At 70.3% G+C, this 24,292-nt stretch carries 20 protein-coding genes; 9 read left to right on the top strand and 11 right to left on the bottom strand.

Annotated features, from left to right (window positions below; all coding sequences use genetic code 11):
• Both PZE19_RS08450 and PZE19_RS08455 read right to left on the bottom strand, forming a co-directional pair.
• On the bottom strand, window positions 1-1,053 hold the full coding sequence (locus PZE19_RS08450) for a DUF1559 family PulG-like putative transporter (protein WP_277860146.1): 1,053 nt from the start codon (window positions 1,051-1,053) through the stop codon (window positions 1-3).
• A gap of 167 nt (window positions 1,054-1,220) precedes the next feature.
• Window positions 1,221-1,691: a hypothetical protein gene (locus PZE19_RS08455; protein ID WP_277860147.1), complete on the bottom strand. Its 471-nt coding sequence runs from the start codon at window positions 1,689-1,691 to the stop codon at window positions 1,221-1,223.
• Window positions 1,692-1,937: 246 nt separating this feature from the next.
• Between PZE19_RS08455 and PZE19_RS08460 the strand changes: the two genes are divergently transcribed.
• A complete protein-coding gene (locus PZE19_RS08460; RefSeq protein WP_277860148.1) occupies window positions 1,938-4,268 on the top strand; it encodes a hypothetical protein in 2,331 nt (776 codons plus the stop codon).
• Between the two features lie 26 nt (window positions 4,269-4,294).
• Entirely contained in the window at window positions 4,295-5,707 is a 1,413-nt protein-coding gene (locus PZE19_RS08465) for a c-type cytochrome domain-containing protein (RefSeq protein ID WP_277860149.1), read from the top strand.
• Window positions 5,708-5,723: 16 nt separating this feature from the next.
• Here the strand turns inward: PZE19_RS08465 and PZE19_RS08470 are convergent, their stop codons facing one another.
• From PZE19_RS08470 to PZE19_RS08480, 3 genes are all read right to left on the bottom strand, one after another.
• Complete coding sequence (locus tag PZE19_RS08470) at window positions 5,724-7,406, bottom strand: serine/threonine-protein kinase (protein WP_277860150.1); 1,683 nt, start codon at window positions 7,404-7,406, stop codon at window positions 5,724-5,726.
• A 22-nt stretch (window positions 7,407-7,428) separates the two neighbouring features.
• Window positions 7,429-8,250, bottom strand: a complete 822-nt coding sequence (locus tag PZE19_RS08475) for a zinc ribbon domain-containing protein (protein ID WP_277860151.1) — start codon at window positions 8,248-8,250, stop codon at window positions 7,429-7,431.
• 74 nt (window positions 8,251-8,324) lie between these two features.
• Entirely contained in the window at window positions 8,325-9,506 is a 1,182-nt protein-coding gene (locus PZE19_RS08480) for a DUF1501 domain-containing protein (protein WP_277860152.1), read from the bottom strand.
• Between the two features lie 375 nt (window positions 9,507-9,881).
• Here PZE19_RS08480 and PZE19_RS08485 point away from each other — a divergent pair, with 375 nt between their 5' ends.
• Entirely contained in the window at window positions 9,882-11,516 is a 1,635-nt protein-coding gene (locus PZE19_RS08485) for a TolC family protein (RefSeq protein ID WP_277860153.1), read from the top strand.
• Between the two features lie 115 nt (window positions 11,517-11,631).
• On the opposite strand, the gene PZE19_RS08490 is transcribed toward PZE19_RS08485, so the two are convergent.
• From PZE19_RS08490 to PZE19_RS08500, 3 genes are all read right to left on the bottom strand, one after another.
• Complete coding sequence (locus PZE19_RS08490; protein WP_277860154.1) at window positions 11,632-11,991, bottom strand: ArsR/SmtB family transcription factor; 360 nt, start codon at window positions 11,989-11,991, stop codon at window positions 11,632-11,634.
• Between the two features lie 401 nt (window positions 11,992-12,392).
• On the bottom strand, window positions 12,393-13,370 hold the full coding sequence (locus PZE19_RS08495; RefSeq protein WP_277860155.1) for an SCO family protein: 978 nt from the start codon (window positions 13,368-13,370) through the stop codon (window positions 12,393-12,395).
• A gap of 64 nt (window positions 13,371-13,434) precedes the next feature.
• Window positions 13,435-14,214 (bottom strand): creatininase family protein, encoded by a 780-nt coding sequence (locus PZE19_RS08500; protein ID WP_277860156.1) that lies wholly within the window; start codon window positions 14,212-14,214, stop codon window positions 13,435-13,437.
• 187 nt (window positions 14,215-14,401) lie between these two features.
• Between PZE19_RS08500 and PZE19_RS08505 the strand changes: the two genes are divergently transcribed.
• Both PZE19_RS08505 and purB read left to right on the top strand, forming a co-directional pair.
• Window positions 14,402-15,631, top strand: coding sequence for a Glu/Leu/Phe/Val family dehydrogenase (locus PZE19_RS08505; RefSeq protein ID WP_277860157.1), 1,230 nt, complete (start codon window positions 14,402-14,404; stop codon window positions 15,629-15,631).
• Window positions 15,632-15,672: 41 nt separating this feature from the next.
• Complete coding sequence (purB, locus tag PZE19_RS08510; RefSeq protein ID WP_277860158.1) at window positions 15,673-17,103, top strand: adenylosuccinate lyase; 1,431 nt, start codon at window positions 15,673-15,675, stop codon at window positions 17,101-17,103.
• Window positions 17,104-17,274: 171 nt separating this feature from the next.
• Here the strand turns inward: purB and rpsU are convergent, their stop codons facing one another.
• Both rpsU and csrA read right to left on the bottom strand, forming a co-directional pair.
• Window positions 17,275-17,469: a 30S ribosomal protein S21 gene (rpsU, locus tag PZE19_RS08515; protein WP_197490704.1), complete on the bottom strand. Its 195-nt coding sequence runs from the start codon at window positions 17,467-17,469 to the stop codon at window positions 17,275-17,277.
• Window positions 17,470-17,902: 433 nt separating this feature from the next.
• Window positions 17,903-18,100 carry a carbon storage regulator CsrA gene (gene csrA, locus PZE19_RS08520; protein WP_277860159.1) on the bottom strand — a complete coding sequence of 66 codons (198 nt, stop codon included), beginning with the start codon at window positions 18,098-18,100 and terminating at the stop codon, window positions 17,903-17,905.
• Window positions 18,101-18,564: 464 nt separating this feature from the next.
• Between csrA and ispF the strand changes: the two genes are divergently transcribed.
• The 4 genes from ispF to PZE19_RS08540 all read left to right on the top strand — a co-directional run bounded on the left by ispF (window position 18,565) and on the right by PZE19_RS08540 (window position 23,482).
• The gene (ispF, locus tag PZE19_RS08525; protein WP_277860160.1) at window positions 18,565-19,050 is read left to right on the top strand and encodes a 2-C-methyl-D-erythritol 2,4-cyclodiphosphate synthase; all 486 of its coding nucleotides are present in this window, start codon (window positions 18,565-18,567) and stop codon (window positions 19,048-19,050) included.
• 60 nt (window positions 19,051-19,110) lie between these two features.
• Window positions 19,111-20,589, top strand: a complete 1,479-nt coding sequence (gene cysS, locus PZE19_RS08530; protein WP_277860161.1) for a cysteine--tRNA ligase — start codon at window positions 19,111-19,113, stop codon at window positions 20,587-20,589.
• Between the two features lie 54 nt (window positions 20,590-20,643).
• Window positions 20,644-21,222: a crossover junction endodeoxyribonuclease RuvC gene (ruvC, locus tag PZE19_RS08535; protein ID WP_277860162.1), complete on the top strand. Its 579-nt coding sequence runs from the start codon at window positions 20,644-20,646 to the stop codon at window positions 21,220-21,222.
• Between the two features lie 496 nt (window positions 21,223-21,718).
• Window positions 21,719-23,482: a hypothetical protein gene (locus PZE19_RS08540; RefSeq protein WP_277860163.1), complete on the top strand. Its 1,764-nt coding sequence runs from the start codon at window positions 21,719-21,721 to the stop codon at window positions 23,480-23,482.
• Window positions 23,483-23,512: 30 nt separating this feature from the next.
• On the opposite strand, the gene PZE19_RS08545 is transcribed toward PZE19_RS08540, so the two are convergent.
• The gene (locus PZE19_RS08545) at window positions 23,513-24,259 is read right to left on the bottom strand and encodes a hypothetical protein (protein WP_277860164.1); all 747 of its coding nucleotides are present in this window, start codon (window positions 24,257-24,259) and stop codon (window positions 23,513-23,515) included.
• Between the last annotated feature and the right edge of the window lie 33 nt (window positions 24,260-24,292).

Genomic DNA, 24,292 nt, shown 5'->3' on the forward strand with positions numbered 1-24,292 from the left:
TCAGAGCGCGTCCGACGAGACGACCTCGCCGCCGTTGCGGGTGGCGATCGACCGCCAGGTGGGAAGGCTCACGGAGTCCTTGACGAACTGCACGTGGCCGTCGCAGAAGAGCGCTGCGACGCCCCCGGGGTGGTTGCTGCGGGCCGCCTTGATCGCCGGGTTGTGGGGCGGGCTCGACTGCCAGCAGTCGTAAGCCATGGCGTTCGGCGTCAGGTAGTGGTTGTAGAGGCTCGTGCGATAGTCGCCGTCCCACCAGCCGTAGCCCTTGTCGAGCCGCCAGCCGGTGGGGCTCGCGCAGCCGGCGTCGCTCAGCGGCGTCGAGCCGATCGCGGCGGCGCGGCGGACGTCGGCCGGCGGCGTGGGGCCGGTGCGGGTCGATGCGCCGCCGCCGGCCGATCCGATGAGTTGCTCCGACGCGGCGACCGTCCCGCTCGATCCGTCGACGACGCTCGACGCCGACTGCGGCGGCCCCAGCAGGAAGGCGCCGTTGGCCGCGACGGTCAGCCCGGCGTCGCCGGGGTTCGCGGTGCCGGGCGAGCCGTCGCCGGTGCAGAACTGGTAGTTCGACGGCCCCGAGAGCACGCCGCCGGGCAACGTCGTCGGGGGCGCGGCCGGATCGCTCGGGCAGAGGAAGACCGAGACCTTCGCCGCCATGACCGTCGTGTTCGCCCCGAACGGCGTCCAGGGGGGCGTCCCCAGCACGCTCGCCGGGCCGGCCGCGATGGGCCATTCCATGTTGAGCGCGTTGTAGACCGTCGACTGCTCCAGGTACGGGGAGAGCTGCGCCAGCACCGACCATCGGTAATGAAGCGCCGGCACCCCGGGATAGACCTGGCCCGTCCGCGGGTACAGGAACCCGACCGGGAAGACGTTCAGCGACGAATGATAATTGTGCATCGCCAGCCCGAGCTGCTTCAGGTTGTTCGTGCACTGCGCCCGCCGCGCCGCCTCCCTCGCCGCCTGCACGGCCGGCAGCAAAAGTGCGATCAGCACGGCGATGATCGCGATGACCACGAGCAGCTCGATCAGCGTGAAAGCCCTTCGATTCCGCATATCCCAACCCCTCGATGAATGATCACGGGTGCGTACGATCGCGCCGGCGGGGGATTCCTGAGCCCGGCCGGGACGATCGACGTCGAATCGAGAAACGGACGTGGCGCGGCCCGCCGCTCCGCGATGGAGCGACGGGGCTTCCGCTGCGACGACGTGAGCCGGACGGCTCAGGCCGACGCGTCCGCCTTGGGGGGTCGATCGAGGCGGACGGATCCGCGCGAAGCGTGACGATCGGAGGTGGGAGGGGCGACGAGGCCGCCCAGACGTACGCCGCGGGCGACGAGGAAGGTGGAGAGCGCGGCCTCGCCCGACGCGCCCGTGACGGCCGGCGCCGGCGCGGCGGGGTCGCCGCAGGGCGTGGAGCCGAGGCACGGGCCGTTCGAGGCCGGGTCGATCGTCGCCCGGGCGGGCCGCTTCTCGGGCGCGCGCCCGGGTGCCCGGGGCCGGTCCGCCTTCGACCCGCAGCAGCAGGCGGCGCCCCGGCAGCGGGGCCCGCACTTGCAGACCGCGCTGTGCGCGTCCGTCGCCGAGGCCGACGCCGTCGGCCCGAACGCCGCGACGAGCGCGAGCGCGACCAGCGTCGCGACGAGTCGCGAGCCGGAGCGGGACCAGGATCGACGCTGGGGCGGGGCGGGCATGATCCTCAGGTCGACCGTCGTGGAGAGGTTCGGGGCGGACGCATGTGCGATGGTCTCAGCTTTCTCCCGCGGGGCGTCCGTGTCAAGCGTCCACCCCGGCGGCGTGGGTGCGATCCTTGACAAACCGGCGACGGCGTGCGACGTTGAACCGACGTTGGAGACTTCTTCAAACCGCTTCCTCCCCCCGCAGCGTCCTCCCCCTTGGCCTCGACGGGCCCGTACGAACAAAGGTATGGAGCTGGATCCATGAACCGACCTCGTCGTTGCGCCCTGCTGGCGTCGGGCTTCCTCGTCGCGGCGACGGCGGCGACGGCGGCCCCTCCGAAGCTGAGCGACGCCGCCCCGTTCGGCGTGCGTCGCGGCGAGGCCGCCGAGGTCACGCTCACGGGGACCGACCTGGGGGCCAACCCCCGTCTGATCGCCCCCTTCCCGTTCCAGGTCGAGGCCCTGCCCCCCGAGCGCAGCAAGCCCGAGGCCTGGGCCTTCAAGATCGTCGTGCCCGCGACGGTCGCCGTCGGCGCGTATCCGATCCGCGTGCAGACCGACGACGGCGTGTCGAGCCCCCTGCTCTTCGCGGTCGGGCAGTTGCCGCAGGTCGCCGAGGTCGAGGAGAACAGCCGGTTCGAGGCCCCTCAGGCGCTCGCGGCGACGCCCGTGGACGTCGAAGGCCGCGTCGCCGGCAACGACGTGGACTTCTACAAGTTCGCGGGCAAGAAGGGCCAGCGGATCGTCGTCGACGCCCAGTGCGCACGAGTCGGCTCGGGCATCGACCCGTCGATCAAGCTGTCGCAGGCGACCCCGACGCGGCGATTCATGGCCGCGGCCGACGACACGCCGGGCCTGCTGACCGACGCCCGGCTGACGACCGAGCTGCCCGAGGACGGCGACTACGTCGTCGAGCTCTCCGACTCGCGATACGCGGGCGGCGGCCGGCCCATCTATCGCCTGCTGATCGGCGAGATCCCCATCGCCGACGAAGTCTACCCCCTCGGCGGCCGGGCCGGCGAGACCGACGGCTTCGAGCTGCGCGGCGGGACCTCGGCCGAGATCCGGACGGCCGTCGCTCGGCTCGTCCCCCTGCCGAACACCGCCATCCATCCGCCCCTGTTCGCCGGGGCGAACGGCCTCGACGTGGAATCGCTGCGGCCGCTGGTGGTCTCGGACGCCCCCGAGATTCGCGAGCCGGCCGATCCGGCCGCCGCGCCGGTCCGGGTCGCCGCGCCCGTCGTGCTCAACGGCCGCATCGATACCCCGGGCGACGAGGACCGCTTCGTCGTGGCGACCAAGCCGGGCGCCAAGCTGAAGATTCGGGTCGACGCCGGCCGGCTGGGTTCGAGCCTCGACGGCGTGCTGCAGGTGCTGAACGCCAAGGGCGCCGCCATCGCCAACGCCGACGACCAGTCGACGCCCGGGCCGATGAAGAACGGCGTCGCCGTGAAGATGATCGACCCCGACCCGGCCCTGACGGTCGACGTCCCCGCCGACGTCGACGAGATCACGCTCGTCCTGCGCGACCTGGAGAAGCGCGGGGGGGTCGGCTTCCCGTATCGGATCGTCGTCGAGCCCGCCGCGCCGGGTTTCGAAATCGCACTCGACGCCTCCGAGTCGAACGTGCCCCGCGGCGGCTCCGCGGTCGTCGCCGTGACGCTCGACCGCAAGGGCTACGACGGGCCGGTTACGCTTTCCGTGCTCGACCCGCCCGCGGGGCTGACGTTCCGGCCGGGCAGCATCGCGGCGGGCCAGGCGATCGGGAGGATCTCGCTGGCGGCGGCCGGCGACGCCGCGTTCGCCGTCGCCGACCTCAAGATCGTCGGCGAGGCCGCCGGCCCGGCCGGGCCGATACGGCGCATCGCCTCGCGCCGGGACGTCTTCGCCCAGCAGGATTACCTGGCGACGAACGTCCGCGAACGCGAGGCCCTGGCGACGGCCCCGACGCTGCCGGGGCTCGTCACGCTCGACGCGCCCGCCGGGCCGATCGAGGCCGTCCACGGCCAGCCGGCGACGATCCCGGTCAAGATCGCGCGCACGGCCGGGGCCGACGCGGCGATGGACCTGACCGCCCTGACCTTGCCGGCCGGGTTCACGGCCGCGGTCGTCAAGGTCGCCGAGAAGGCCGACCAGGCGGCGCTCGTCGTCGCCGTCGGGGCCGACGCGGCGCTCGGGGCCACGACGATCGGCTTCAACGCCAAGGGCAAGTTCGCGCCCGGCGAGCGGACGATCGACGCCCCCGTCGTCGCCCTCAACGTCGTCCGGCCGATCGAACTGACCCTGGAGAAGCCGGCCTACGAGGCGGCCCCCGGCGCGACGGTGGAACTCAAGGGCAAGGTCGTCCGCAAGGGGGCCTTCAAGGACCCCGTCGTCGTGAAGCTGGATGGGCTCCCCGCGGGCCTCAAGGCCGAGCCGACCACCGTCGCCCCCGAGGCGACGGACTTCGTCGTCAAGGTCGTCGCCGACGCCGACGCCAAGCCGGCCGAGGCCGCCGCCAAGGCCCTCGCCGCGTTCCAGATCGACAAGAAGGACTACGCCTTCCCCCCCGCCCCGGTCGCCTTCAAGATCGTCGCGGCCCAGCCGAAATGATTATCCCCAGCCCCGGGAGCCCGCGCATGCCCCGCCCCTCCTCGTCGCGACGGTCCCTGCTCGCCGCGGTCCTGATCTCGTCGTCCGCGCCCGCCCTCCCGGCGCTCGCCGAGGAGCCGCCGCCGGCCCCGAAGCCGGTCAGCTTCATGACCGACGTCGCGCCGATCCTGGTGCGGAACTGCATCGCCTGCCACAACCCCAAGAAGCCCGAGAGCAAGTACGTGATGACGAGCTTCGCCAAGCTCGCCAAGGGGGGGAAGGTCGGCGAGGACGTCACGCTGGAGCCCGGCAAGCCCGACGAGAGCTACCTCGTCGAGCTGATCCGCCCCGCCGGCGAGCCCCGCATGCCGTTCAAGCAGGAGCCCCTGCCCGCCGCCGAGATCGCCCTGCTCGAGCGCTGGGTGACCGAAGGCGCCAAGTACGACGGCCAGTCGCCCGACGAGGACTGGACGTTCCTGCTCCGCAAGACCCGGAAGGTGGAGGCCCCCGAGGCCTACCCGGTCGCGGTCCCGATCACGGCGGTCGCCTTCACGCCCGACGGCCGCGTCGAGGCCTCGGGCTACCACGAGGTGACGGCCTGGAAGCCCGACGGCGCTCTCGACGGCCGAGTCAAGGGGCTCCCCGAGCGGACCTACGACGTCGCCTTCAGCCGCGACGGCAAGTGGATGGCCGCGGCCTGCGGCGACCCCGGGCTCTACGGGCTCGCCAAGCTCTACTCGGTCGAGCCGGGCGCCCCGCCGAAGTTCGTCCGCGACATGGCCGAGGCCCAGGACGCCGTCTTCGCCGTCGCCTTCTCGCCCGACGGCGCCAGGGTCGCCACGGCCGGCGCGGATCGCGTCCTGCGGGTCTACGACACGGCGAAGGGCGACCTGCTCTTCCAGGTGGAGGACCACGCCGACTGGGTCCTCGACGTCGCCTTCAGCCCCGACGGCAAGCTGCTCGCCACGGCCAGCCGCGACAAGACGAGCAAGGTCTTCGACGTCGAGAAGAAGGAGTCGCTGGTGACGTTCCCGGGCCACGCCCAGTCGGTCTACGGCGTCCTCTTCGCGGCCGACGGCAAGTCGGTGGCCTCGGCCGGCGGCGACGCCCAGGTGCGGGTCTGGACCATCGACGGCGAGGCCAAGGAGGTCCGCAAGTTCGGCGGCTTCGGCGGCGCGGTGTTCGCCGTGGCCCTCACCCCCGACGGCAAGACGCTCGCCGCGGCCGGCGCCGACAATAAGGTCCGCACGTTCAACTTCGACGACGCCAAGGCCCTCAAGACGCTCGAAGGCCACAAGGATTGGATCTACGCCCTGGCCGTCTCGCCCGACGGCAAGCAGGCCGCCTCCGGCGGCTGGGACGGCGAGGTCCGGATCTGGAACCTCGAAGACGGCAAGCCGGTGGCGAACTTCCTCGCCGCGCCCGGCTACAAGCCCGCCGGGCCGCAGGCCGCCCGCTGAGCCGGCCGGACGCCGCTCACGTCGTCGCGACGGGGGCGGCGACGGGCTGGACGAGCGAGTTCCACCACTGCTCGGCCCGGTCCTCGTCCCAGTCGGCCGCCGACGAGCACTTGGCCAGCTCTCGGCCCAGGGTGCGGACGTCGGGGTAGCGGTCGTCGGGGTTCTTGGAGAGGCAGCGGAGGATGATCCGCTCCAGGTCCTCGGGGACCCCCTCCTTCACCTTCGACGGCGGGACGACCGGGTCGCGGACCTGGGCGATCATGATGGCCATGGCCGTCGTCCCCTGGAACGGCAGCTTGGCGGTCAGGGCGTAGTAGGCGATCGCGCCCAGGGCGTAGATGTCGGTGCGGGGGTCGACGGGGCTTTCGCCGGTGGCCTGCTCGGGGGCCATGAACGAGGGCGTGCCGCTGACGGTCCGGTCGGTCGTCAGCTCGGGGGCGTTGGGGTCGGCCGTGAGCTTCACCAGGCCGAAGTCGAGGACCTTGGCGACGTCGGCCTCGCCCCCCCGCAGGGCGACGAAGATGTTGGCCGGCTTCAGGTCGCGGTGGATGATCCCCAGCGAGTGCGCCTCGGCCAGCCCCGCGCAGACCTGCCGCATCAGGTAGACGAGCCGGCCGGCGGGGAGCGCCCCGTACTGGCCGACCAGGTCGTGCAGGCTCATCCCGGGGAGGTATTCCATCACGTAGTAGAACGTCCCCTCGTCGGTCCGGCCGTAGTCGTAGATGGCGATCGTGTTCGGGTGCGACAGCCGGGCCGCCGACTTGACCTCGCGCTCGAACCGGGCCAGGGCGAGCGGGTCGGCCCCGGAGTCGGGCTTGATCAGCTTCAGGGCGCAGGGACGCTTGAGCAGCTGGTGCTCGGCCATGAAGACCTCGCCCATGCCGCCGACCCCGAGCCGGCGGCCGAGCTGGTACTGGCCGAACTTGCGGGCGTCGTGCAGCTCCCTCCGCAGGCCGTTGAGGACGTGCGCCACGTAGATCGCCAGCGACGCGCCGATGAGCAGCGAGATCGCGTTCGAGCCGGCGTGCTCGGCCGACCGCATCGTCTCCAGGTCCTCGATCAGCTCGGGGTGCTCGACCTCCATCAGCAGGGCGAACGAGAGGACGGGGACGAGGGCCATCGTCAGGATGACCTTGGCGGCCGTGATCGCGTCGTTGGGGATGATGGCGCCGTAGAGCAGCATCAGCATGATCGCGCCGATGACGCCGTTCTTGATGTAGGTCGCCATCCCCAGCGCGTCGCCCTCGCGGAGGAAGTCGATGCTCACCAGGTATTCGGAGATCCCTAGCATCACCACCATCGAGCCGAAGAGGCCGTATTCGATCGCCTTCAACCAGGTCCCCGACAGGGGCCTCCGGCTGGACAGCAACGCGGCGACCGCGACCGCGATGACGACGCGCGCCACCCGCAGCACGCCCATCCCGGGATTCTTCACGATGACGCCCGTGTAAAGGCCCCAGACCAGGAGCACCGTCGAGATCGCCGCCAGGAAGACGGCCGCCGACGCCAGCCGACTCCGACGCAGGCCGTGGGTCTCGGCCACCAGGCTCCCCGCGAGCGACCCTTCGACGCCGGCCGAGCGCTCCAGGAGCAGCGTGGCCTCGTCGTCGGCGACGGGAGCCATGTGGGCCTCGGTCGGGATCAGGTCGATGAAGGAATCCGCTTCGGCCGGGGCCGAGTTCTTCTGATCCGTGCTCATATTCGGACTCGATGGGGGTGGGTCAGCGTCCCAGGATGACGGACTTCGGTCGCGCTTCGGCCTTCGCGTCCGACCCGCCCGAGAGCGAGGGGAGGAAGGTGAACGCCAGGATGACCGCGCCGATCGTCAAGAGCGGGGTCACGACGCGTTGGGTGGGCCGCTTGAGCCGCTTCCAGTGGTCGATCATGTACTTGATCGTGTAGGGCGGGAACAGGAAGAGCAGCCCCGTGGCGGGCCCCTCGCGGAAGGGGACGGCCAGGATGTTCGCCAGGCCCGTGAGGACCCGGCCGATGTTCAGCAGCACGACGGCCTCCCCGCCCAGCAGCGCCAGGCCGCGATTGTGCATCGTTGCGCCGATGAGCAGGAGGATCAGGAAGGGGACCGACAGCAGGTAGGCGAACTCGTTGAGCCTCCGGAAGAGCTTCTGGATCGTGCCCCACCAGCCCCGCCAGGCGATCTTGACCTCGCCCGCCGCGCGCGACCCGCCGGGGACGATGTCGGTGGCCGGGACCTTCCAGGTCTCCACGACGGCGTAGGGTTTCGAGTCCCCCAGGTCGTCGTCCATGGGCGTCGCCTTCGGTTTCGGCTTGCGCAAGCCCGGCATCCCCTCCATCGTCAGGGGCGCCAGCGCGACCTGGCTGGTCACCTGCGCGAGCCAGGCCGGCCCCCCGCCCTCCGAAACGGCCGCGGCCGGAGCGCGGGCCGGAGCCGCAGCAGCGACGGCAGCCGGGGGCGGCACGGTGATTTTCTCGCCGCAGCGCTTGCAGCGGCCCACCTTGCCCGCCGCCTGTTCGCCGATCTCGAATCGGGCCCCGCAATGGGAGCAGAAGAAGACGATGCTCATCCCGGACGTCCTCCACGAACCTTCATCGGCCCGCGCCTCGCTTCACCACGTCGTTCGTTCGATCGTCCGGCCGCTCAGGAGAACAGCTCGTGCACCGGGGCCGCGCCCGTCGGTTCGACGACCGAGGACGGATCGACGCCGAGCGCGAACTCCATCGTCGCCAACCATTCCTGCGGGGTGACGGGCCGATCGGCGGGCTGCGCCGCCCGTCCGTCGCTGGCCCCGACCACCCGGCCCCCCTGCACTCCCCCGCCGGCCAGCGCCGCGCTCCAGACGCCCGGCCAGTGGTCGCGGCCCCCCGACGCGTTGATCCGCGGCGTGCGGCCGAACTCTCCCACCGCCGCCACCAGGGTCGTCTCCAACATCCCCCGCGCCTGGAGGTCGTCGATCAGGGCCGAGAACGCCCGGTCGAACGTCGGCAGGACCTCGCGGCGGTAGTCGTCGAGCGTGCTGAACGGCCGCGCGCCGTGGCAGTCCCACGAGACGCGGTCGAACACCGTGTCGTACATGTTCACCGTCACGACCCGGACGCCCGCCTCGACCAGCCGTCGCGCCATCAGGCAGTCGCGGCCGAAGCGCGTCGCACCGTAGGCGTCTCGCGACCGCGACGACTCGGCGCCGAGGTCCATCGCCCTGCGGACCGCCGGGTCGAGCGAGGACACGGACCTCCGCTCGGCATCGAGTATCGTCGGTTCGCACGCGGGACCGAGCCGGCCGGCCTTCTGGCCCCGCGGCAGCTCGACGCCCGTGTTCCCGAGGGGGCCGGGGACCACCGCGAACGCAGGCGGGGCCCCATCGCGTCGTCCCAGTAGGCTGGCGGCGGTCGATCCGAAATGGGGGTGATCGTCCTCGCGGCTCAGGCGACCGGTCTGGAGCAGTTGCAGGCCCGTCTCGTGGATGGGGGCCTCGTCGTGATGCAGCGAACGGATCAGCGCCAGTTGGTCCATTCGGGCCGCGAGCCGGGGCAGGTGCTCGTTGATCCGCACGCCCGCGACGCGGGTCGCGATCGAGCCGAACGGGCCCCGGACGTCCTCGGGGGCGTCGGGCTTCGGATCCCACGTTTCGAGCTGGCTGGGCCCGCCGACGAGCATCAGGAGGATCACCGCGCGATCGCCGGGCGTGAGGGGCCCCGCCGACATCCGAGCCGCGCCGGCCAGGCTCCAGGCCCCGAATCCCAGGCCGCCGGCCCGCAAGAACTCGCGTCGATCGATCCCGCCCCGTCCGGGCTCGTCACGACTCGGTCGAGTGAGACTCATCTGCGATGTCGCCCCCCAGCCGGACTCACGCCCACGCAGGTCCTGAGTTCGCCGCTCCCCGATAACGTAACCATCAAGTCATCCGCAGGATAGTGCACGCCACCGGACTCATGGCGGTTTCCGGCGATTTGAACCCCCTTACGCGCCACATCATGGTCAAGTAACCCTGGCGACCCTGCGGGTCGCAGCGATTTCGGGGACGACAGGGTTTTTATGAAAACAGGGTAATGCAGGTTGGATGGTCAAGAACGATTCAATGCGTTTCCCGGTCCCGGCCGATAAGCCAGACGGAGCAGGAAGCTCGGCGGACCTGGTTTGGGCTCTGGCGCGGACGCGGCACGCGTCCTCGGCGATCAGCAGGAGGAGGAGGCGCAGGTGACGACCCGAAGCGACGGGAGGTCGAGGGGATCGCGGACCGTGATCCTGGGGGCGTTGGGCTTCGTCCTGATGCAGGTTGTGCTCGTTGCGGCTGCGCGCTCTCAGAGCACGGGCGCGCAGATGGAGGAGTCGCTGCCGCAGGCCCTGGGCGGTTTGACGCCCGGCTCGCAGGAGTCGCGCCTGGGGACGGCGCCCGGGACCGACCAGGGTCCGTTCGGCATCCAGCCCGGCCGCGACCAGCCCCTGATGGGGGCCGGCGGGGGGACGAACGTCCCGCGCGTGCCGTCGTCGATCAGCGCGCCTGACGCGGGCCCCACGCCCCGGCCCCGGGCCATCGGCGCGCCCGAGTCCCTGCCGATCCCCCGCGCCTCGCTCTACGGGACGTTGGCCCTCCCCGAGGGCGAAGAGGCGGAGGCGCCGCCCGGGGGGATGACGATCGACGAGGCGATCGAGCGGCTGGTCCACGAGAACCTGGACCTCCGCTCGAAGTCGCTGGAGATCCCCCAGGCCCGCGCCGACGTCTTGACGGCCAGCCTGCGGGCGAACCCCATCTTCTTCGCCGACGCCCAGCTCGTCCCCTACGGCAATTACACGACCCAGCGGCCCGGCGGGCAGACCCAGTATGACGTGAACATCTCCCACCCGGTCGATTTTTCGCTCAAGCGTCGCGCCCGCACCAACTACGCCACCCAGGCGCTGCACGTCACCGAGGCCCAGTACCAGGACGCGGTCCGGATCGAGATCAACAACCTCTACACGGCCTACGTGGACATCCTGTCGGCCCGCCAGATCGCCCGCTACGCCCAGGCGAGCACCGAGGGCTTCGATCGCCTCATCCGGGCCACCAACCTCCTCTACGAGAAGGACATGGCCTCGCGGGCCGACGTGAGCCAGGTGCGGTCGCAGCAGCAGATCGCCGCCGTCGGCCTGCAGGACTCGCAGGAGAACCTCCGCCGCGCGAAGCGGACGCTCGGCGTCCTCCTGAACATCCCCCCCGAGCAGGCGGAGGCGATGGACTTCGGCGGCTCGATCGAGGATCGCGCCCCCGAGCCGCCGCCCGTCGAAGAGCTGGTGCGGATGGCCCTGTCCTGCCGCCCCGACGTCGTCTCGTTCCGGCTCGGGGTCCGGGCCGCCGAGGCGGGGTACAAGCTGGCGACGGCGAACCGCTACCAGGACGCCTACGTCCTCTATCAGCCCTACACCTTCCAGAACAACGCCCCCAACGGCCTCAAGAGCGCCTATTCCTGGGGGGTGGGCCTGACGGTCCCCATGCCGATCTACAACCGCAACCAGGGGAACATCGAGCGGGCGCGGATCAACATCCAGCAATCCAAGATCGAGCTGGCGAACATCGAACGCCGGGTCGTCACCGAGGTCGTCCAGGCGGCCCGCGAATACGCCGTCACCCGCGACATCGTGAAGCGGATCCGGTCCGAGATCATCCCGTCGTCCGAGCAGTCGAAGAACGACCGCTTCATCCTCTTCCAGAGCGGGGAGGCGAACGTCGTCTCGTACCTGGAAGCCCAACGCGTCTACAACGACAACGTCAAGGCGTACCTGGATACGGCGGTCCGGCACCGGCGGAGCATGCTGAACCTCAACACCGTCGTCGGCCAGCGGCTGCTGCCCTGAGCGGGCCGTCCGGGCGGTTTCGCACGGCCCTCGACGCGACGAGGCCGGGCCGACGACGTCGGGCCCGGCCTCGTTCGCATTCGCTTTCGAGCCGATGAACATAGGAACCGCGGGTTCAGGCGATCAGGTTCTTGACCACCCGGGCCAGCTCCGAGCCGGTGTCGGTGAGGCTGTAGAAGTTGTTCTTGCCCTGGCGGCGGGGGGCGATGATGTTGCCGTGCCGCAGGAGGGCCAGGTGGTGGCTGACGGCCGGCTGGCTCTGGCTGAGCTGGGCGCAGAGGGCGCCGACGTGGCGCTCGCCCTCGGCCAGGATCAGGATGACCTGGAGCCGGGTGGGGTCGCTGACGTGCTTGAGCAGGATCGAGGCCCGCTTGGCCTGCTGGAACCGCTGGTCGGCGGCCTTCACCGACTTGGAACGACTCGGGGCCGCCGTCTTGGGCGCGGCCGACTTGGGGACTGCTTTGGCGACTGCCATGACTCCGACCTCCTAAGCTGTACGGGACTCGGGCGATGCGTCGTCGGCGGCGATCGACGCCCCGGGCGGGCCCGCGACCCGCGGCGGGCGGGGGCCGCGGGGACGATCGGCGCGAGGGCGGTCGGCGACGAGGCCGACGGCCGCCCGCGACGGGCCCGCGGGGGCGGGTCGGGACGGCGGCACGCACAACAAGACGCTCACACCTTTGCGCGAACGTATCTCAACGTGGGTGCTTGTCGACATCTTATGGTTCGTTGATCTCATGTCAATCGCAATCTGCAAACTTTAATCGCGTAGATTCGTCTATTTGTTGGCGCGTGCCGCGGCGGCCTCCCGCGCGCATGCGGGCCCCCGGCCCGCGGCGGCGCCGCAAGCGGTTGCCGCCCCGGGCGTTCCGCCCCTCAGCGGGCGTCGGGGATCAGGCCGGCGATGGTCTTCAGCAGGTCGGACGCGGCCCAGGCGTTGGCCCGCGTCCCCACCTCCAGGCGGGCCAGCCGGCCGTCGGGGCCGATCACGGCCGTGCACAGGTTGTGCACGATCTCGCCCTTGACCGGCCCGAAGACCAGCCCCAGGGGCGGGGCGATCTTCGCCAGATCCTCGTGCGAGGCCGCGGCGTACGTCCAGACCGGCGGCTTCGCCCCTCGGATCGCCGCATGCTTGCGCAAGACCTCCGGCGTGTCGTGGTCAGGGTCGAACGAGAGCGAGACCAGCCGCACCTTCGCCGCCCGGCTCGCCGTCGCCGCCACCGACCGGGAAAGCTCGGAGAACTTGCGATCCATCGTCGGACAGAATTCCGGGAGCGGGCAACGCGTGTAGATGAACGTCAGGACCACGACATATCCCCGCAGATCCGACAACTTCCGCGCGCCGCCGTCCTGGTCGATCATCGCGAAGTCCGGCACCTCGTCCCCCGGCTGCAGTCGTCTCGGCTGGGCGACGAGCCGGGGCAGGCCCTTGGTCAGCTCCAGCACGAGCGGGGAGCCGATCGCCGGCTTCACGACCTCCAGGTCCAGGAGCTGGTAGTCGATCGTCAATCCATCCCGCGACTGCACCCGCAGCTTCCCCTCGACCACGTCGCCGGCCTGGAAGTCGGCGAAATCCGTCCCCTCGGGCATCTTGAACGGCATCGTCATGGCCGGCATGAAGCCCGCGATCTCCTCGTGGCGGATCTGCAGCTCGCGGGCCTGGACGTCGACCTTGCGCACCTCGCCCTTGAGCGGATAATCCTTGACCTCGACGCTCTCAGCTTTTTTAGACTGAAGGCCATCTTTGGTAGGCGGAGCCGCGGGATCGGCGACGGGACGCGAGCAGGCGACGAGGGCGGCCGCGACGGCGAGCGTCGCCAACCTCAGCCCGGCGAAAGCCAAGTGCCACGTCATGTTCCGACCTCCAGGGATGAATTCGCTTGGATTCGTCGACGCGTGGCGGCGCGGTCGCGGCCGATCAGGACCCCTTCTGGAACGGGAAGTCGGCGTCGAGGGGCGAATCGGACAGCTCGGCCAGGAACGCGCCGAGGCGGTCGGCGACGAGTTCCGTGTAGGCCTCGCCCTTCGCCGCACTGGCGGCGCGGGGGTCGCCGGAGCCCGAGTTCGTGGTGAGCAGGTGCCAGGGGCGGGTGATCTCGACCCATCCCTTCGCGACGGCGTCGAACCGGGTCGTCCGCACGGATCCCTCGTCGGCCTCGTCGAGCTTCACCAGGTCCGGGAAGAAGGCCAGGCCCATGCTGGTCTCCATCTCGCCGGCGTGGTCGTCCTTCTCGGCGAAGATTCCGGGCGAGCGGTCGAGGCCGACGCGGAACCAGCTGCACAGGAACAAGTGCACGGGCGTCGATCCGTGCAGCTCGCGGAGCACCCATTTCAGGTCGTTGCCGCCGTGGCCGTTGAGGAGCAGGAGCTTGTGCACGCCGTGCTTGGCGAGCGACGCGACCAGGTCGCCGATCACCCGGGCGAGGGTCGACGGGTTGAGGTTCATCGCCAGCGGGAATTCCATCTGGTTGGTCTCGGTCCCGTAGGGGATCGCGGGCAGTTGGAGGATCCGGGCGCCCCGGGCGGCGGCGCGCTCGCAGGCGCGGGCGGCGACGACCTCGACCTGGAAGGTGTCGGTGCCGTAGGGCAGGTGCAGGTTGTGGGGCTCGGTGGCCCCCAGCGGGAGGACGGCGACCTGGGGGAGCGGGCCGACCTTGACCTGTCCATACGTGATCTCGGCGAGCTTCCAGGGGGTCATCGCGCGGGCGCCTCTCGGGATGGTTCGCCGATCGATCGCGGCGGGCGGCGCGGGCTCGGCGGGGATGGGCCCGGGCCCCCATTGCCGTTGCGGGTGGGGGGGCGGTCCGTTACGATCGGACCGGGTCGTCGCCCCCGTCCGTCCGTGCTTGACCTCTCCGCTCCGTTATCCCGAGATCGGCGTCGCGATGCAAGCGTTCGAGGCCACCAGCCATTATTTCGACCAGGCCGCCAAGCTCCTCGACCTGTCCGACAACATCCGGACGCTGCTGATCACGCCCGACCGCGAGGTCCGCGTCGAGGTCGTCATCGAGATGGACTCCGGCCGGATCGGCAACTTCATCGGCTATCGCGTCCAGCACGACAACGCCCGGGGCCCGTTCAAGGGGGGCCTGCGCTACCATCCCCTGGTGGACGAGGACGAGGCGCGGTCGCTCGCCAGCCTGATGACCTGGAAGACGGCGCTGGTCGACATCCCCTTCGGCGGCGCCAAGGGGGGGATCAACTGCGACCCGACGAAGATCTCCCGCGGCGAGATCGAGCGGCTGACGCGGCGGTTCACCGAGAAGATCCACGACGTCATCGGCCCGGTGAAGGACATCCCCGCCCCCGACATGGGGACCGACGCCCAGGTGATGGCCTGGATCATGAACGAGTACGGCAAGTACGCGGGCTTCAACCCGGCCGTCGTGACCGGCAAGCCCGTCGAGCTGCACGGCTCGGCCGGGCGCGAGGCCGCCACCGGCTACGGCGTGGCGATCGTCGCCCGCGAGATGCTGTCCGAGCTGGGCCGGACGATCGGCGGCTCGACGGTCGCGATCCAGGGCTTCGGCAACGTCGGCGGTTTCACGGCGCGCTACCTGGCGAAGGAGGGGGCGAAGGTCGTCGCCGTCTCCGACGCCTACGGGGCCCTCTTCAACCCCGAGGGGATCGACGTCGCCGCCCTCGACCGCCACGTCGCCGCGACCCGCAAGGTCGTCGGCTTCGAGGGCGCCCGGCCGACGACCAACGAGGAGCTGCTTCGAATGGACGTCGACGTCCTGATCCCCGCGGCGCTCGGCGGCGTCTTCGACAAGTCGACGGCCGAGGCGGTGCGGGCGAGGCTGATCGTCGAGGCCGCCAACAGCCCCACCTGGCCCGAGGCCGACGAGGTCTTCAACGCCCGCGGCATCCCCGTCGTCCCCGACATCCTCGCCAACGCCGGCGGCGTGATCGTCAGCTACTTCGAGTGGGTGCAGAACCTCCAGAACTTCAAGTGGCCCCTTGAGCAGATCCAACGCGAGGAAGAAAAGAAGCTCGTGGACGCCTTCCACGACATCCACGACCTCGCCCGCCGCAAGAAGATCTCGATGCGGACGGCCGCCTTCTACCGGGCCATCGCCCGCGTGGGCCGGGCGCACGCCCTGGCCGGCATCTGACGACTTCCGCCCCCCCTTCCCCCCTCGCCACCGATCGACGCATGAAAGACTATCAGACTTACGACAACCCGCTGATCGAACGTTACGCCAGTCGCAGAATGGCCCGCCTCTGGTCGCCGCAGGTCAAATTCTCGACCTGGCGGCGGCTCTGGGTCGCCCTCGCCGAGGCCGAGCGCGCCATGGGCCTGAACATCGCCGAGGACCAGATCGAGGCCATGCGGGCCGCCGTCGAGGCGATCGACTTCCCCGCCGCCGAGGCCTACGAGCGACGGTTCCGCCACGACGTGATGGCGCATGTCCACGCCTTCGGCGACGCCGCGCCCGCCGCGCGGGCGATCATCCACCTGGGGGCGACGAGCTGCTACGTCACCGACAACACCGACCTGATCCTGACCCGCGAGGCCCTGACCCTGGTCCGCGACCAGCTCGTCGGCGCGATCGAGGCCCTGGCCGACTTCGCCGCGAAGTGGAAGGACCTCCCCTGTCTCGGCTACACCCACTTCCAGCCGGCCCAGCTCGTGACGGTCGGCAAGCGGGCGACCCTCTGGTGCTATGAGCTCGTCCTGGACCTCGGCGAGGTCGAGCGCCGGCTGGCCGACCTGAGGTTCCTGGGCGTCAAGGGGACGACCGGCACCCAGGCCAGCTTCCTCGCCCTCTTCGACGGCGACCACGCCAAGGTCCGCGAGCTGGACTCGCGGGTGGCTGCGGCCTTCGATTTCGACAAGACGTATGCTGTCTCGGGCCAGACGTATTCCCGGAAGGTCGACTCGCTGACCGTGGCCACGCTGGCGTCGATCGCCGAGTCGGCCCACCGGTTCGGCATGGACCTGCGTCTGCTGGCGCACGAACGGGAAGTCGAGGAGCCGTTCGAGGCCGAACAGATCGGCTCGTCGGCGATGGCGTACAAGCGCAACCCCATGCGAGCGGAGCGGATGTGCTCGCTCGCCCGGTACGTCATGAGCCAGGTCCCGGGCATCGCCGACACGGCCGCGACCCAGTGGCTGGAGCGGACCCTCGACGACAGCGCCATCCGTCGGCTGATCCTGCCCCAGGCCTTCCTGGGGATCGACGCCGTGCTCACGCTGTACAACAACGTCGTCCCGGGGCTGGTCGTCCACCCGCCGGTGACGGCGAGGAACATCGCCGAGCACCTGCCGTTCATGGCGACCGAGAACCTGCTCATGGCCGCCGTGCAGGCGGGGGGCGACCGCCAGGCGCTCCACGAGCAGATTCGGGTGCATTCGCTGGCGGCCGCGGCGAGCCTCAAGGCCGGCGGCGGCTCGAACGACCTGATCGATCGTCTGCGCGACGACCCGACCTTCCCGAAGCTGGACTTCGAGGGGGTCCTCGACCCGGCGCAGTTCACCGGCCGATCTTCCGCCCAGGTCGACGAGTTCCTGGAGGCCGAGATCGAGCCCATCCGTCGCCGCTACGCCGGCCGGGTCGCGACGACGACCGAGGTCCACGTCTGAGCCGAGTCTTCGAAACGGCGTCCGGCGACCGCGAAGGGGGATTCGTCCCCTCGGCGTCGCCGGGCGTCTTGATTCGGGGTGCGGGGCGTCGAGGATCGCCGCGGGGGATGCGGCGGGAACGCCCGGCTGTGACGTGAAGGGAGGGCTGCCGTCGAGTCGAGATCGCTGGGATCAGACCCGGGAGCTCTGGTGCTGGCGGGCCTTGCGGAGTCGCTTCAGTTCCTCGCGACGGCGCCGCTCGCTGGGCTTCTCGTAATACGCCTTGCGACGCATCTCTTTGCGGAGGCCGCTGCGCTCGCAGAGCTTCCGGAACCGTCGGACCGCTTCCTGGATCGACTCTCCCGCGCGAACCCGTAACTTCACCACGTTGATTTTCCCTCTTTCCCTTCGAACTGGATCGGACCGGTATCGCCCTCCGAACCGGCGGCCCCGAGGAATCCGTCAGACGCCCGCCCTGCGAGCGATCGCGACCCGGTTACCGACGCGGCCCTCAGGCCGAGTCGGGAGCGGTCGCCGGGCCAGGCCCGGCGCTCCACCTCGAGCGTCGCGATTCGCACGAACCGGCGGGAAACCCAAAGTATATCGAAGGCCTCGGCCTTTGGCTAGCTTTGGATCCGGCCCTTCGCCGCGAATTCCCCAATGTATCCGAAGGGTTGCGGGTCGTCGATCCGAGGACGGGCCGGAGACCCTGCTCCTCCTCGAAGCTCCTCCGCGAAGGCCCCAATCCCTCGGCGCGGGACGCCGGGTTGCTTGGTCGTTCGCGGACGTCGAGTTCTCTTCTCGGCGAGAGAGGTCGACCTCAGACCCCGGCGAGGGCGGCCTCTTCGGCGTGGCTGGCGGCGGCCTTGCGGACGAGCAGCTCTTCGCGGTAGACCTTGACGTCGCTCGGGGCCTCGATGCCGAGGCGGACCTGTCCACCCTCGATCTTGACCACGGTCACGACGATCCCGCCATCGATGACGATCTTCTCGTTGATCTTGCGGCTGAGTACCAGCATGACATTCCTCCGTGCTCGTTGGCTGTAGCGTCTTGCGTTCGGTTGGGTGCGTCCTTTGCCGGGTCCTTACGAAGCCTTACTGGCTTTGTGTCCTGGACCCACAGCCCTGGTCGCCGACGGAAGTAACCATAAGCACGGCGGGTGCCGACGTCCACGACCGGACTCTCAGTTCAGATCGCAAACTATTTCCAGGAAAGACTTAGAATTTTTATCGAGGTTTGCTCAAGTCCCATCCTCGGTCTAGTCAAAAGTACAGGACTTGAACCCTTTCTTCCCAAAATTCCCGAGGCCGTCGGCAAAATGGGAACGGCCGCCGGGAAAAGTCGTTGGGATGGTCAGGCGCGGGCGGACCGGTTACCATCGCGTGCGCCTGGCGAACCACCCATGGTCAGGCCCCGAGTTCGGGGCGGCCCGGGGTCGGGCGACGTCGTCGGGTCGGACGAGTGGGGGTGGGAAGCGGACCCGTGCGCGTAGGAATCGGTCACGACACGCATCGCCTGGTCGAGGGGCGGCCGCTGATCCTGGGCGGCCTGCGGATCGAGCACCCGCTCGGGCTGGCGGGGCACTCCGACGCCGACGTCGTCTGCCACGCCGTGGCCGACGCCCTGCTGGGCGCCGCGGCGCTCGGCGACATCGGCGAGCACTACCCCGACACCGACCCCGAATGGCGCGACCTGGACAGCACCCGGCTCCTGGCCGAGGTCGTCACGCTCGTCGCGGCCCGGGGCTGGCGGCCGGTCAACTGCGACGTCATCGTCCACGCCCAGGCCCCCAAGCTCGGCCCCCACAAGGCGACCATCCGCGACAACCTGGCCCGGCTCCTCGGGCTCCCGGAGACGGCCGTCAACGTGAAGGCCAAGACCGGCGAGCACGTCGGCCCGGTCGGCCGCGCCGAGGCCGTCTGTTGTCACGCCGTCGTCCTGATCGAGCCGATCCCGCCCGGTCGTTGACGGCCCGGTCGACCTCGACACTCGACCTCCCCAACCTTCCCGCAAGAGAATGCTCATCCCATGGCGCTTCGAGTCTACAACACCCTGAGCCGGACCAAGGAGCCGTTCCAGACCGTCACGCCGGGCAAGGTCGGCATGTACGTCTGCGGGCCCACGGTCTATTCCAACAGCCACATCGGCCACATGGTCGGCCCGGTGATCTTCGACACCGTCAAGCGCTACCTGGCCTACCTGGGCTACGAGGTCTCCTGGGTCGTCAACATCACCGACGTCGACGACAAGTTGATCGTCCAGGCCCTGAAGGACGGCACCACGGTCAAGGCCCTCGCCGAGCAGGTCACGGCCGACTACCTCGCGTGTCTCGCCGCCCTCAACGTGACCGGCATCGACCACATGCCGCGGGCGACCGAGCACATCGGCGACATCATCGCCATCAACGCGGGCCTGATCGACAAAGGGTTCGCCTACGCCTCGGGCGGCGACGTCTACTTCGACGTCGCCAGGGCCTCCTCGTACGGCAAGCTCAGCCACCGCGACCCCGAGGAGTTGCAAGCCGGCGCCCGCATCGAGCCCACCGCGCTCAAGCGGAACCCCGGCGACTTCGCGCTCTGGAAGGCGTCCAAGCCCGGCGAGCCCTCGTGGGAGAGCCCCTGGGGGCCGGGCCGGCCGGGGTGGCACATCGAGTGCTCGGCGATGAGCCTGAAGCTCCTGGGCGAGCACTTCGACATCCACGGCGGCGGCCTCGACCTGGTCTTCCCGCATCACGAGAACGAGCTGGTCCAGTCCGAGTCGTTCACGGGCGTCCCCTTCGCGTCGTACTGGATGCACAACGGCCTGCTCACGCGCGAAGGCCGCAAGATCTCCAAGTCCGACCCCGACACGATCGTTCTCATGAGCGACCTGCTTCGGGAGTACGACCCCGACGTCATCCGCCTGCTCCTGCTCTCCAGCCACTACCGCCGGCCGATCGACTACGGCCCGAACCGCCTGACCGAGATCGCCCGCAGCCTGCAGACGTTCCACCACGCCTTCGAACGCCTGGAAGAGCTGACGGGCCAGGGCTTCGACACCCTCGAAGCCCCCTCCCGCCGCCACGAGGCGGAGCCGTCCGCGAATCCCGCCCTCAAGGAGGTCGCCGAGCTGCGCCAGGGCTTCCTGGACGCGATGGACGACGACTTCAACACGGGCGGCGCGGTGGGCGAGCTGTTCGAGATCGTCCGCGTCCTCAACCGGACGGCCGCCGGTCTCACCGCGGGCTCGTCCCCGCAGGACCTGGCCGACTACCGCGCGGGGATGGTGGTCCTGAAGGAGCTGAGCAACCTTCTGGGCCTCTTCGGCAAGCTCCCCGAGAAGGTCAAGGCCGGCGGCGACGCCCTGACCGGCGACCTGATGAGCCTCCTGATCGAGCTTCGGGCCCGCCTCCGCAAGGAGAAGCACTACGCCCTGGCCGACGAGATCCGCAACCGCCTCACCGGCCTCGGCGTCGTGCTCGAAGACGGGCCCGAGGGGACGCGATGGCGCGTGGAATCGAAGCGCTGAGAGCACGGGGGGCGGCATGAGGCCGCCCCGGCACCGGACGAAGGAGTCGGCCTCATGACGTCCCAATCGTGCGAATCCGAAGCCGGCGACGGCGTGGCGAAGGTCGGCGACGGCGGCCCCCCGCCGGTCTGGGGACGGGTCGTCGGCATCGACCCGGGACTGAACGTCACGGGCTACGCGGTGGTCGACCCCGGCCCCCGCGGGCCGATCGTCGTCGAGGCCGGCGTGATCCGGCCGGGCTCGTCGGATCGGGCCCTCGGCCAGCGGCTTGACCATCTCTACCGCAACGTCCTGGAGCTGCTGGCGGCCTATCCCCCGGGCGCCCTGGCGCTCGAGAAGGTCCACAGCCACGCCAAGTTCCCCCGCACCGCGATCCTGATGGGCCACGCCCGCGGCGTGATCGTGCTGGCCGCCGCGTCGAAGGGGATCCCCGTCTTCGGCTACGCCGCCGCCCGCGTGAAGAAGACCCTCACCGGCAGCGGCCGGGCCCCCAAGGAGCAGATGCAGCGCGCCATCCAGGTGGAGCTGCGCCTGGCCGAACTCCCCGAGCCCCACGACGTCGCCGACGCCTGCGCCATCGCCCTCTGCCACTACCAGATCGGCCGGTCCGTCCGCGGCCTGAAAGGCCTCTGAGGAAGCCCGCCGAACGCTGGTAAGTTGTTTCTCCTCCCTCCCCCGGGAGAAGGTGGCCGGAACGGCCGGATGAGGGTCGTCGCGCTTCGCACGGACCGGCGCTTCCCGAACCGTTCACTTCAGCCGAGTCGGCCGCCCCCCCCCAAGTCCAGCGCGCAATCGGCTTCGCTCTCGAAACCGAACCCGAACGAAGCCAGGGCCCAAATCGACCCTCAAACACGCTTCGCCTGCTGCGGGCAGCGGCCGACTCGATTTCGGCCCCTCCCGCAAGTCGGCTTCATTCGTCGTATTCGACATGCATTTTTCCGCGTCCGCCCCCGTCTTGATCGCCCCGACCGCCGCGGCGACAATGCCGAGGCACCGTCGAACGACGGAGCCTTCCAACCTGACCATGCATCAAGTCCGCCGGCCCGAGAGGGTTGGCCGGACGAAACGCGACGTTCCCGCCCCGATCCGCCCCCCCCGCCCCGCCCGCCGCACCACGAGGACGCCTCTCATGAAGGTCAGCGCGACGATCCTGGCCCTGATCGCGGCGACGTCCGCCGCGGGCGCGAACGCCCTCGGCGACGACCTCGCCTGGGACGTCATGGCCGACACCTGGACGGCGACCGACGGGCTCGGCCGCAAGGTCCCGGGCTTCGACGAGGTCGGCCCCGCCCGCGAGAACCGGACGACGGGGATCTTCTACTTCCTCTGGAGCGAGGGCCAGAACCCGGTCTACGACCTTTCGAAGCTGCTGGCGGCGGACCCGGAAGATCCGAAATTCGGCCCCCAGGGCGCGTTCCACCACTGGGCGGAGCCGCTGTTTGGGCATTATCGGGACGACGACCCGTACGTGATCCGCAAGCACATCGCCCTGCTCACCAACGCCGGCGTCGACGTATTGTTCTTCGACGTCACCAACGCCCTGACCTACGACCCCGTCCGCGAGGCCATTCTGAAGGTCATGGACGACGTCCGCGCCTCGGGCGGGCGGACGCCCCGGATCGCCTTCCTGGCGAACTCGGCGAGCGCGAAGACGATCGAGCATCTCTACCAGACGTTCTACAAGCCGGGCCGGGCCCGCGAGCATTGGTTCCTCTGGAACGGCAAGCCCCTGATCCTCACCCCGCCCGACGGGCTGAGCGACGAAGTCAGAAGCTTCTTCACGATCCGCCACTCCTGGGCCTGGACGAAGGGGCACGCCTGGTTCGGCGACGGCCGCGACAAGTGGCCGTGGCTCGACAACTCGCCCCAGACGCCGGGCTGGCACGATTCGCCCGACAGGCCCGAGCAGATCAGCGTCGCGGTCGCGCAGCATCCGACCGGGAACATCGGCCGCAGCTTCCACGACGGCGCGCAGCCCCCGCCGGCCGAACGTCACTCCGAGCGCGGGCTCTACTTCGCCGAGCAGTGGAAGCGGGCCCGCGAGGTCGACCCGCCGTTCGTCTTCATCACCGGCTGGAACGAATGGGTCGCGCAGCGGTTCGTCGACCCCAAGGGGACCACGTCGATGGGGGGCGTCCGCATCAAGCCCGGCGGCACGTTCTTCGTCGACACCTACTCGGCCGAGTACAGCCGCGACATCGAGCCCGTGAAGGGGGGCTTCGGCGACGCGTATTACTATCAGCTCGTCTCCGAGATCCGCCGCTACAAGGGCGTGCGCAAGCCGGCCGACGTCGCGCGGGCGAAGGTGCGCGTCGACGGCTCGTTCGCCGACTGGAAGGCCGCCGGCCCCGAGTTCCGCGACACCCTCGGCGACCCCGCACGTCGCCGGCACGCCGGCTGGAAGGGCGAGCCCGACTTCGTCAACGAGACCGGCCGCAACGACCTGGCGGTCGCCAAGGTCGCCCCCGGCGACGAGTTCGTCTCGTTCTACATCAGGACCCGCCGGCCCCTCACGGCCCCGTCCGACCGCTGGATGACGCTCTGCCTGGACGTGGACGCCGACGCGAAGACCGGCTGGCTGGGCTACGACGTCGTCGTGAACCGCGAGAAGCCGGCCGACGGCATAGCGACGATCGAGCGCCTCAAGCCCGACGGCTCGCGCGAGCCGATGGACGCCGCCGCCGCGATCGCCTTCGACGGCGAAGAACTGGAGCTGGCCGTCCCCCGCGCCGCCCTGCGCCTCGGTCCGCCCGGCGACGGCTCGAAACGGGTCGCGTTCGACTTCAAGTGGCTCGACGCGATCCCCGTCGGCGGCGACGCCTCGGCGTTGACCCTCGACGGCGACGCCGCGCCCGACGACCGGTTCAATTTCCGGGCGGCTTGGGGGGAGTGAACCCGAGGCCGCCGGCTCAGCCCCCTCGCGTCATCGTCGGTCGACGGAACCGCCGATTCGCGCCAGGTCGTCGAAGGTCCGATGCTCCTGTTCGAGGAGCCTCGTCACGCGCATTCGGTACTGGAAATATCGGAACGCGGGCGAGGGGTGGGTCTCGCCGGCGACGTCCAGCCTGCGGCCTTCCGCTTCCGGGAAGCTGCCGCCGCCGGCGACGTAGTCGCAGTAGCCCTCGACCAGCCAAAGGGGCAGCCGGGACGCGCGCCAGAGGCCCAGGCGTCGGCGGATGAGGCCGTGCGTCGCCTCGTGGGCGACGAGGCCGGTGAAGGCCCGCGTACGGTACTCGGCGGCGAGGCTGCAGGCCACGTCCGCGTCGAGGTCGGCCGCGGCGACGAAGACGTTGTCGGTCAAGGGCGCCGACACGGCGAAGGCGCCGCCGGACAGCGGCGCGAAGAAGCGATAGAGCCAGGGCGAGTTGCACAGGAAGATCCGCTCGGTCCGGCCGGGCGCGGCCAGCTCGCAGCGGTCGATCAGGTCGCGGGCCTTCCCGAGCCGTTCGGCGGCCGCCGGCGGGATCGGTCGGCTCGAATAGAGCGTGATCCCGCGCTCGCGGATGCTGTGGGCGAAGAGCACCTGCGGGAAGGCGTGGAGGGCCGCATACGCCAGCGTCAACGCCACGAACGGCCGCTCGAATCGACGCAGCACGCGCCCGAGCCGCGTCCTGGGCGCGGGCCGGCCGATGCCGAGGATGCGAAGCAGGCCCCGAGCCGTCCGGTTCATCTTCGCCTTCCCCTTCGGCCCTGCATCGGACGC

It is taken from the genome of Paludisphaera mucosa (assembly GCF_029589435.1).
In the GTDB taxonomy this organism is placed as follows: domain Bacteria; phylum Planctomycetota; class Planctomycetia; order Isosphaerales; family Isosphaeraceae; genus Paludisphaera; species Paludisphaera mucosa.